General features: G+C 50.3%; 10 protein-coding genes. All 10 read left to right on the top strand.

What is annotated here, in order from left to right:
* Window positions 1-653 precede the first annotated feature (653 nt).
* The 10 genes from C0081_RS11130 (at window position 654) to C0081_RS11085 (ending at window position 9,825) form a co-directional block, all read left to right on the top strand.
* Window positions 654-1,628, top strand: a complete 975-nt coding sequence (locus C0081_RS11130) for a tripartite tricarboxylate transporter substrate binding protein (RefSeq protein WP_180966848.1) — start codon at window positions 654-656, stop codon at window positions 1,626-1,628.
* A 70-nt stretch (window positions 1,629-1,698) separates the two neighbouring features.
* Window positions 1,699-2,157: a tripartite tricarboxylate transporter TctB family protein gene (locus C0081_RS11125; protein ID WP_180966847.1), complete on the top strand. Its 459-nt coding sequence runs from the start codon at window positions 1,699-1,701 to the stop codon at window positions 2,155-2,157.
* A gap of 12 nt (window positions 2,158-2,169) precedes the next feature.
* Window positions 2,170-3,687, top strand: a complete 1,518-nt coding sequence (locus C0081_RS11120; RefSeq protein ID WP_101533906.1) for a tripartite tricarboxylate transporter permease — start codon at window positions 2,170-2,172, stop codon at window positions 3,685-3,687.
* A 15-nt stretch (window positions 3,688-3,702) separates the two neighbouring features.
* A complete protein-coding gene (locus tag C0081_RS11115) occupies window positions 3,703-4,314 on the top strand; it encodes a NanQ anomerase/TabA/YiaL family protein (protein ID WP_210200474.1) in 612 nt (203 codons plus the stop codon).
* Between the two features lie 431 nt (window positions 4,315-4,745).
* On the top strand, window positions 4,746-5,684 hold the full coding sequence (locus C0081_RS11110; RefSeq protein WP_101533905.1) for a sugar-binding transcriptional regulator: 939 nt from the start codon (window positions 4,746-4,748) through the stop codon (window positions 5,682-5,684).
* A gap of 393 nt (window positions 5,685-6,077) precedes the next feature.
* Window positions 6,078-6,401 carry a VOC family protein gene (locus C0081_RS11105; protein ID WP_101533904.1) on the top strand — a complete coding sequence of 108 codons (324 nt, stop codon included), beginning with the start codon at window positions 6,078-6,080 and terminating at the stop codon, window positions 6,399-6,401.
* Between the two features lie 75 nt (window positions 6,402-6,476).
* Entirely contained in the window at window positions 6,477-7,463 is a 987-nt protein-coding gene (locus C0081_RS11100; protein ID WP_101533903.1) for a dihydroxyacetone kinase subunit DhaK, read from the top strand.
* 171 nt (window positions 7,464-7,634) lie between these two features.
* A complete protein-coding gene (gene dhaL / locus C0081_RS11095; RefSeq protein WP_146006446.1) occupies window positions 7,635-8,261 on the top strand; it encodes a dihydroxyacetone kinase subunit DhaL in 627 nt (208 codons plus the stop codon).
* 39 nt (window positions 8,262-8,300) lie between these two features.
* Window positions 8,301-9,173 carry a 3-hydroxy-5-phosphonooxypentane-2,4-dione thiolase gene (gene lsrF / locus C0081_RS11090; protein ID WP_101533901.1) on the top strand — a complete coding sequence of 291 codons (873 nt, stop codon included), beginning with the start codon at window positions 8,301-8,303 and terminating at the stop codon, window positions 9,171-9,173.
* A 94-nt stretch (window positions 9,174-9,267) separates the two neighbouring features.
* Window positions 9,268-9,825: a DUF1097 domain-containing protein gene (locus C0081_RS11085; protein WP_180966846.1), complete on the top strand. Its 558-nt coding sequence runs from the start codon at window positions 9,268-9,270 to the stop codon at window positions 9,823-9,825.
* The last annotated feature ends 156 nt before the right edge of the window (window positions 9,826-9,981 follow it).

Here is a 9,981-nt window from a genome sequence, read left to right as displayed (position 1 = left end):
GGGAGGAAACCATGAGCATTCTTTCAAAGCCATTAAAGATCACCGCCTGCGGCGCAGCGATTAGCAACCTTGCGCGAGGGGCTGCTCAAGCCCTCGCGCCCCAGCATGGATCCCCATGCACGATTTCCAACGCCTCTAAACAGAACAAATTGTCTCATTGAGTGTCTTGCTCGATCCTAAATTCATTCAGGAGCATACAGATCTGAATGATATCTCGGAAATGTTTGCAGGCGCGAGGAGTATTTTCACAGCTGCATATTTGAGGTTTGTTACAAGCCCGCTTATCGAGCGCATGGCAGTTGCCCGAAAGCCTAACAGTGCATGGACAAGAACGATCGCCCGCGCGGAACAATATCTATGCGCGTGCAGGAACATTGTGACGGGGAAAATCGGGATCAAACAGATTTTGTCGAGCGCCACTGCTCTATCCGGCAGTATTTCTGAACGACAATATGATCTCGGTGATCTTGAGTACTTTTTCTTGGATAGAAGAAGCCCTGCGGAACAGATTGCTCGTCGATTATACCGGATCGATGATGAGAGGATTGCCAGAGGACGCCAACGGAGGTGGGCTTTTCTGGCAGAGACACGCACGACAAGCGACGTTGCCTGTATTGGGTGTCATGAATAACGTAACTGGAGGAATTACACCAATGTTTACCAAGAATACGCTATTGGCCGCACTGGCGGCAACGGGCCTTGCTTTTTCGGCAAGCGGAGCTCAGGCAGAGTTTCCTGAAAAAGACATCACCATGGTTGTTCCATGGTCGGCAGGCGGGGGCACAGATACGGTTGCCCGCACACTGGTTAAAAATGCCAAAAAATATCTTGGTGTGAACATTAATGTGGTCAACAAAACCGGCGCGATGGGAGCGACTGGCATGGGGGCTACTGCAAGAGCTCGTCCGGACGGCTACACCATCGGGATGTTGACGTTTCAGCTTTCTACCTATCGCCTCATGGGCCTGACGGACCTGTCTTATCGTAATTATGACCTGATCCAACTCGTCAACCGAAGCCCCGCAGCAATTTCTGTTCGAGCGGACTCGGAATTCAAAACCCTTGCTGATCTTTTCGAATATGCCAAAGAGAATCCCGGCGTTCTGACTGCTGGCCACTCTGGAGCCGGTGGAACTTGGCATCTGGCTCTCGCTTCGGCCGCCGCCAAACAGAATGTAAAATTCAACTTCGTCCCATTCGATGGATCCGCGCCTGTTCGTACAGCGTTGCTTGGTGGGCATATTTCAATTGCCACGTCAGGCATGTCCGAAATGCTTCAATTGTACCAAGACAAGCAGGTCCGTCTGCTCGCCATTGGTTCTGATAAAACCTACGACTTGTTCAAGGACGTTCCCGCAATTACCAACACAGGCATCGATGTTGGCACCCCAATCTTTGACTGGCGGGCACTTGCTGCGCCAAAAGGTGTTCCTGCAGATCGTATGGCGATCCTCGTTGAAGGCCTCAAAAAATGCTGGGAAGATCCGGAATTCCAGCAAAAAGCCAAAGAGCTGGGTCTGCCGCTCGAATATAAAGACCCAGCGGGCGTGGAAAGTTTCCTTTCTGATATGGAACTAACACTAGAACCTGCGCTTGATTCCGTAGGTCTTCTTAATCCCCTGAAATAGCGGAAACAACGATTGATGGATCGCCAGCGTATGTCTGGCTTTCCATCAATTGGTTCCGAAGGAGGACATCTTGAAGTATCAAGATATTTGTATTGGTACGGTCTTTGCCGCTCTGGGGGTGGGAATCTTTATCCTTGCCGGTGGCTATTCCGGACAGGGACTTAGCTATTACGGCCCGTCGTTGTTTCCCCAAGTGGTATGCGGGTTGTTGATTTTTTCATCTTTCATTTTGGTGGTCCAGGCGACACGAGGACATTCGTTACCGAAAGTTGACAGTATAAATGGCTCTGGATTTATGCGCCTGCTGGCAGCGCTAGGCGTTTGCGGCATCTATTTATATTGCGTCAACTATCTAGGGTTTGTCATCGCGACTTGCGTATTTCTTTACGCTCTGATGACCCTACTGGGTGCCCGCAGTTATCCAAAACGGATTTTTGGTTCGCTGGCTACAACGCTGGCGGTCTGGTCCCTATTCCGTTTCCTTCTATACGCCCCCCTCCCCGAAGGGGTTTTCCCATTCAGTTTCTAGGAGGAGTGGAAAATGAACCCGGAACTTCTTATCCAGGCATTTGCAACGGTGTTGCTCAATCCTGAAAATATTCTTTTTGTGCTCATTGGCATCGTGTCAGGCATTCTCGTTGGGTCCCTACCCGGATTGACGGCTACCACCGGCTGCGCGCTTCTAATCCCCTTTACCTTCGGACAACCACCATTGCAGGGGCTTCTGCTTTTGATCGGTGTCTTTTGTGGTGGTATTTATGGTGGGTCGATCAGTGGTATCTTGATCCGTACACCCGGCACACCCTCTGCTGCAGCTACCCTGTTGGATGGGCACCCCCTCGCCATGAAGGGGCAGGCGGGAAAGGCCATCGGTATGGCGACCGTGGCGTCATTTGTTGGCGGTACCATTGGCGCGCTCATAATGACCTTTATGTCTCCTTATATCGCGCTTATGGGGCTCAAATTTGGACCCCCCGAGTTTTTCGCATTGGCGCTGTTTGGTCTTGGCATGATTATCACCGTGTCCGGTGCTTCAATCCTTCGCGGCATCATTTCTGCCTGTATAGGGTTGCTCATCACCACGATCGGTTTTGATCCGTTATCCGGGATTCCGCGCTTTACTTTCGGAGTGACGGAACTGATTGGCGGGCTTGAATTTATTCCCGTGTTAATCGGTTTGTTTGGCATCGCTCAGGTGTTCCGCAATGTCGAAAAGATGGGTCTTGGTGACCTCTCCGTTCCAACTGTCTCCGAGTTTTTACCCAAGTGGCGGGAAATCAAGGATAGCGGTGTCACCATGGTGAAATCCGCAATAATGGGCACCTTTATCGGTTCCATTCCTGGAACGGGGTGTGACATTGCTGCCTTTGCAGCCTATGGCGAGGCCAAGCGTTCGTCCAAACATCCGGAAAAGTTCGGCACAGGTGTGCTTGAAGGGGTTGCTGCACCAGAAGCGGGAAACAATGCGGCAACCGGTGGCGCTATGATCCCCATGTTGACCCTTGGCGTTCCCGGAGATGCTGTCACAGCAGTTCTGTTGGGTGCGTTGACAATGCACGGTTTCCAACCTGGTCCCGTGTTTTTCAAAGATCATCTGGACGTTGTCTACCCGCTTTTTGCCGGTATGATTCTGGCTCAGGCCGTTCTACTGGTGGTGGGGCTATCCTGCGCACGGATTTTTGCGAAAATTGTCAATATTGACTCGAAGTTATTTACGCCGGTGATTTTTCTTCTTTGCATTATCGGTGCTTATGCCATGCGCTTCAGCTTTTTTGACGTGTATCTCGCATTGGGTGTAGGGATGGTTGCCTATTTTCTCGAGTATTTCCGCTTTCCCGTTTCTCCGATTTTGTTGGCGTTGATCCTTGGACCGCTTGCGGAACAAAATCTGCGCCGTTCCCTGATGATGTCGCAAGGGGATGCAATGATCTTCCTTGAACGCCCCTTGAGCTTAGCCTTCATAGTTGTGGCTCTGTTGATTATGGTCTCTTCATTCTACCGCCTCAAAAAAGGACGGGCAGAAGAATTGGCTCGAGAGCAGAAAGAAGAGATGAAATAGAAATCCGGATAAGATTTGAGTATTTTTCGCTATTTTCAATCTGCGGCGAATACTCAAATCCACTCTCGCATGAATTTGTTTGGCATCATAACTGACACTGATTACAGATTGGATGCGATCACACTTCGCATTGGCCGAACCGTCAATAACCAACGGAGATCAACCATGATATATGGACGCCTTGAAAACGTAGCTGCAGAAGCGGCAACCTTACCCGAAAACATACTTGAAGGTCTCAAGTTTCTAGAACGAACCGATCTGGCAGCACTCCCAGAAGGTAAAGTTGAGATCGATGGGGATCGTATGTTTGCCCTTGTACAAGATTACACAACCAAGCCCAAGGACACCGTCCGCCCGGAAGCTCACAAGCGCTATATCGACATTCAATATGTTGCATTAGGACGCGAGCAGATTGGCATTGCACCGTTAGCAAAAGTCTCAGAAATCGCTGAGGATCTCCTTGAAGACAAGGATGTATGTTTTTACAGCAATGCTCCTGAAGAAAGCATGATCCTTCTTTCCACTGGAGGCTACACAGTGTTCTATCCTTGGGATGTTCATCGTCCAGGTTGTTCCGCCGATGCAGAAAGTGTCGTTCGGAAAATTGTTGTCAAGATTGCTCTCTAGATTCGACTGCGTTATCGCGGCAATCGGGTGACTTTGAGGCCAAGGGGTTGCAAGCAGCCTTAATGCCGAAGGCACCTATTGTCGGCGTCGTTTCCTACCTCTCGCTTAACGACCAAGATATTGAAAACCATTGGTTGAACGAGAGGTAGACGTCACTGTTGAGACTTTCTTGACTGGCTTTTTGATGTCTGGATCTCGGCTGCCCAACCTCCCAATCATTCGCGTTACTGCTTGCCTATCGATTGCACGGCAGTTCCCATTTGCATGTCGATTTAGCAGCTCAACCGTCGCCAAATAAGCTTTAAGACCCCTTTCATGCGCTAGCACATTGAAATCCTCCTCTTTATTGGCTAAGGGTCACGTGTGTTTGAACATATGTTCATGTGTTTTGGCAGGGTAGCAAGATAAGCAAATGTGAGGCGAATAGGCAGATGAAACAAGAAGACTATTTTCGATTGGTCGAGATTTGCCGCCGATATTATGAAAAAGAACAAACGCAGGCCGAGATTGCCAAAGCCTTCTCCATTTCCCGCCCTGCCGTGAGCAAGCTTTTGTCAGAGGCCCGTCAGCTCGGTATCGTAAGAATTGAAATTCGCTCCATTTATGAGAATGACGACTATTTGCTTGACGAGCTGAAGCGGGTTTTTGGCCTGAAGGGCGGGCTGATTGTGCCGACCGGTGCCGCTGAGGAGGGCCTAAACCGCCAAATGATTGTCTCACAAGCGGCTGATTACCTTGCCAAGCTTTTGCCCGATATTGAAAAATGGGGCGTTGGTTGGGGGGAGACCGTGCGAGATGTCATCAATGAGCTTGAAATTCAGGATCAGGTTGCCGGAAAAGAACAATGTGTTTGTCCGGTGATTGGCAGTGCTCCAACGGCCATGCAATGGATGCAGACCAATGAATTGGCTCGTATTCTCGCTGAAAAACTGAAATCCAAACCTTATTACCTTCATGCACCGGCGTTTCCTGTATCGGAAAGTGATAAAAATCTTTTCATGGGCACGGACGAATATCGTCAGGTCTCAGAAATCTGGTCCGGCCTGGATGCCGTCCTTCTGGGTATTGGATCCTATCCAACGGTACCAGATCAGGCCACGGCCGCGCGATTTGGCAACATCCTGCACGAGCGTAAGGCGGTCGGTGTTTTGGCCTCATACTATTATGATACCAATGGAAACTTCATCGACAGTCCCACCGACTTTGCTGTCCGCATTCCTCTGGATTGCCTGCGCAGCGCTAAACGGGTGATTGTTGTATCAGGCAGAAACAAAAAGGTGCGCGCTTTGCTAGGCGGGCTCAAAAGCGGACTGATCAGTCATTTGATCACCGACGATACGACTGCCCGCGAGTTGATCCGGCTTATTTAGGTCCTCGCATAAGTCCGAATACAGCGCCTCTTTGTGGAAAAAAACAACGGTTTTAGATCAATAAAGCGACATTCTGACGCATGTTGTGATGCTGATCTGTATGGCGCGAGAGAGACATAAATAATTGTATAAAAACAGAAAATTTTAGCACATAAGTCAGGACATATGTTTTTCATAGAGTGAACATTGGTTCTGACATATGTGGACTATTGTTCTGACATATGTTAATCCTTGGTTGCGGGTTGATGAAAGAACCCGAGATGGTCCGAGAGCCATCTTCCCTTCCGAGATGACCTTGGGAGGGCTGCGTTACCAAAGAAAATGACAGTGTTAAGGCGCGCCGCCTCTTGTGGCTGCGAACCCTTTTTGGAGACCTGTCATTGAGGAGGAAATATGAAAAAGGAGTTCCACCATATCGGAATCCCTTCCGCGTTAGAACGTTCCGGCGAGACCTATATGGAAGGTGCGCGCCTTTACGTAACCGATCCTATGCATAGCGATCAGAAGATTGAATGGCTGCGGTTTGAAGACGGAAGTCCCATGCCCGATTTGATCCAGAACGAAGCCCACGTCGCCTTTTTGGTTGATAATGTCGAGGAAGCCATGGAAGGCAAACCATGCTTGTTGGACCCATTTGATTCCGCTCCAGGTGTGCGTGTGGGGTTCGTGATTGAAGACGGGCAGCCCGTCGAGTTTCTTTCCATCGCCACGGTTTGATCGGTAGGAAGATTCCATTTGAAGATTTAAGGCCAATGTCGCTCGGTTTAGAGCAAATAGAAGGAATGTGTGGCCATGAAAAAATTTATTAATGACCCGGAAGCCCTAACGGCTGAAATGCTTGAGGGCATGGCTCTCGCCTATCCAGAAAAAATAAAAATTGTGTCCGAAAAACTTGTGTGTCGTGCCAAGCCAAAGGACGCAGACAAAGTTGCCATTCTCACTTTGGGGGGCTCCGGTCACGAACCAGCCCTACAGGGCTGGACCGGCGAAGGAATGATCGATCTATCCGTCGTGGGTGATGTTTTTGCAGCGCCCGGACCGCCAAAAGTGCTTGAAGCGATGCAAATGCTCAAGCGTGATGCAGGTATTCTGCTGGTCACCCTCAACCATGCAGGCGACGTTATGAGCGCTGAGATGGCAAAGCAAATGGCACAAGCCGAAGGCATTGTCGTCAAAGAGGTCTTGACCAATGAAGAAATTCGCCCCAATCCAGAAGAAGAGGGCCGCGGCCTTGGTGGATGTTTCATCGTCTATAAGATTGCTGGAGCGGCGGCGGAAAAAGGCATGAGCCTTGATGAAGTCAATCGGGTTGCCAGTAAAGCCAATGAAAATATGGCTGCGATTGCCGTCCTGTCCGAAATTGCCACGCATCCGTCAACCGGTGGTGATTGTGGTGACATGGGTGCAGACGAAATGGAGATCTGTGCAGGTCAGCATGGCGAAGGTGGCGGCGTTCGTATGCCCATGGCCACGTCCAAGAAAACAGCTGAAGTGCTCGGTGAAAAAGTTGTTGCTTCACTCGACTTGAAACAGGGGGATGAAATTCTCTTGATCATCAATGGCTCGGGTAAGACGACGCTGATGGAGCAATTGATTACCTTCCGTGATGCAACAGGCTATTTTACATCGAAAGGCATCAAAGTTGCCCGTGGTGAAGCAGGAGAATTTCTGACGGTGCAAGAAGCTGGCGGCTACCAGATGATTGTCTGTAAGCTTGATCAAGAGCTTGCCGAGCTTTGGGATGCACCCTGTGACACGCCTCACTATAGGGTTCGTTAAGCCAAGCTGGTAAGCGACTTTTCCATATTTACTCTCAAGACTGGGTAAGTGCGTCCTCCTAACCGCACTTACCCAACCGACAACGGAGCCTTTTATGGCCTCGAACGGCGGAGCTATGGCAATTTCAGCTCCGCGAACGGTCTGCTGAAAGGGCAAAAAGGGGCATTGAACATGACCACATTGACAAAAGGAAAATTCGTCCAAATGTTGCGCACCTCTGCCGACATCATCAAGGAAAGGCACCAGTTGCTCTCTGAACTGGATAGCGCCACCGGTGATGGTGACCATGGCGTAACAATCAACCGGACAATGCAGGCCGTTGTAAAAGCGCTAGATGAAAATGCAGACAAACCTTTCGCAGAGCTTTTAAAAGCCGTCGCAATGGGTGTGATGATGTGTGATGGCGGCTCGACCAGTCCGTTGCTTGGATCCTATTTTCTTGGACTGGCTTCGGGTGCGGTGGCTGACACGCTTACGGCAACTCAGACGGCCGCAATGTTTGAGGCTGGCTTGGCCAATTTTCGAAAAACCAGCAAGGCGGACCTCGGCGACAAAACTATGGTGGATGCCTTTGATCCCGCGACTGAAGCATTGGTCCGCGCTCTTGGCGAGACTGAAAATCATCATGCTGCTTTTGAACTGGCGGCAGCCAAGGCCAAAGAGGGCGCTGAAAAAACCAGTGAATATGTCGCAAAATTCGGACGCGCCCGCACCATGGGGGAACGGGCCATCGGCCATCTCGATCCCGGGGCAAAATCCATCAGTTATATCTTCGAAGGCTTTTCTAAAGCCTGCTAACCCTTCCGGTCTGACTAGGAAGAACAAAGGAACAGTAAGATGGCAGATCTCGATGATCTCAGAGATGGCAAAGACTTTGGGTTGGATCGTCCTGTGCAGAACAAGGGCTTTTTTCTGAAAGGTTCGGACAATCTCGATTGGGGTATGAAGGCGCACCTGAGCCGTATTTTCCGCCCTTCAACCGGCCGCACCGTGATGCTGGCCTTTGATCATGGCTTCATCATGGGGCCAACCAGTGGCCTTGAGCGCATCGACCTTACCATCGTGCCGATCGCCCAATATGCCGATTGTTTGATGGCTTGCCGAGGGGCTGTTCGCTCCATGGTCCCCCCAGAATTGAACAAGCCCTTGTGCCTGCGTGCTGATGCCGGAACAACCATACTCACTGAGCTCAATCACAACCAACTTGTCGATGTTGAGGATGCGGTTCGGCTGAACGCTTCGGCGATTGCAGTCATGGTTGCAATTGGAGATCCGGCCGCAGAGGCATCGACCGTTGCGACACTTTGTAAAGCCATTGACAAGGGTACCAAGTTGGGGATCCCGGTGATGGGTGTCACCGCTGTTGGCAGAGCCATGGTTCGTGATGCCAAATATTTCTCACTCGCTGCCCGTGTTTGCGCAGAAAACGGTGCGCATGTCGTAAAAACCTATTTCTGTGATGGGTTTGAGAAAGTGACAGCCTCTTGTCCGGTTCCCATTGTTATCGCAGGTGGCAAAAAACTGCCAGAAATTGAAGCTTTGGAATTAGCCTACAAAGCGATTGACCAAGGCGCAGCCGGCGTTGATATGGGACGCAATGTGTTCCAGTCCAATGCGCCAGCGGCCATGATACAGGCTGTTTGCGGTGTCGTGCATGACGGCCTCAAACCGGCAGAAGCGTTTGAACTCTATCAAGATCTCAAAGGCTGATACTCATCAAAATCTGATCAAACCGACGTGGCCCTTTCAAGAGGAGGAGGGCCACGCACGCCTAACATTTTATTCAAAAGGAGGAGATACCGACATGCCCTATTCGAAATTTGTACTTATTCCGCTTTTTATTGCGGCACAGGCCACCATCATGATGGTCATTGAGCCAACCCTTGGCTTTGTTTCTTGGATTTCATTCCAGGCCTGGGCGATGTATTTCTTGGCCGGTTGCTCGCCGAAAATGGGTTTGAAAACCTTTTTGGGCTATCTAGGCGGTGCCGCCGCTTCCATTGGCATCATGCAAGGAGCATCCATCTTCGGTGCAATGGGGCTGGCAAATGGTACCAATCTATATCTGGCGGTCTTCATCGTGGTTGTCTTGGTGATTAGCGCTGAGTATGTGCAATGGTTTGATTTTGTCCCGTCATGGTTCGTCGGTGCCGGTGTCTTCTTCGGACTTATGAATTTAGACATATTCACTGAAGGTGCATCTATCTGGGCAATGTACGGTCAGAGCACCGTAAAATTGATGTGGTCTTGCATGATAGGCCTCGCTTTTGGCGCAGTAACGGTGGCCTTCCGGACCTGGTATGAAGCCCAGGTCAATACAGAAACCGCCGATAAACAACCTCCGGCCGTGCCTGCTGAGTAAGTGCAAGCCATTACGACAAGCTTGCGCTCACCGGAAGATCTTGGCTTTTCACAATCGGTCCCGGGCCCATGCTATGGATCCGGGACAATGGTGTTTTACATTTTGGCTGGTCGTGACCGGAAGGGCCAAAATCTAGAACGGTCCGTCATAAATTCT

The organism is Cohaesibacter celericrescens (assembly GCF_002866925.1).
Lineage (GTDB): Bacteria > Pseudomonadota > Alphaproteobacteria > Rhizobiales > Cohaesibacteraceae > Cohaesibacter > Cohaesibacter celericrescens.
Note: the sequence above shows the minus strand (reverse complement) of the source record. Positions and strands in the feature narration are given on the sequence as shown.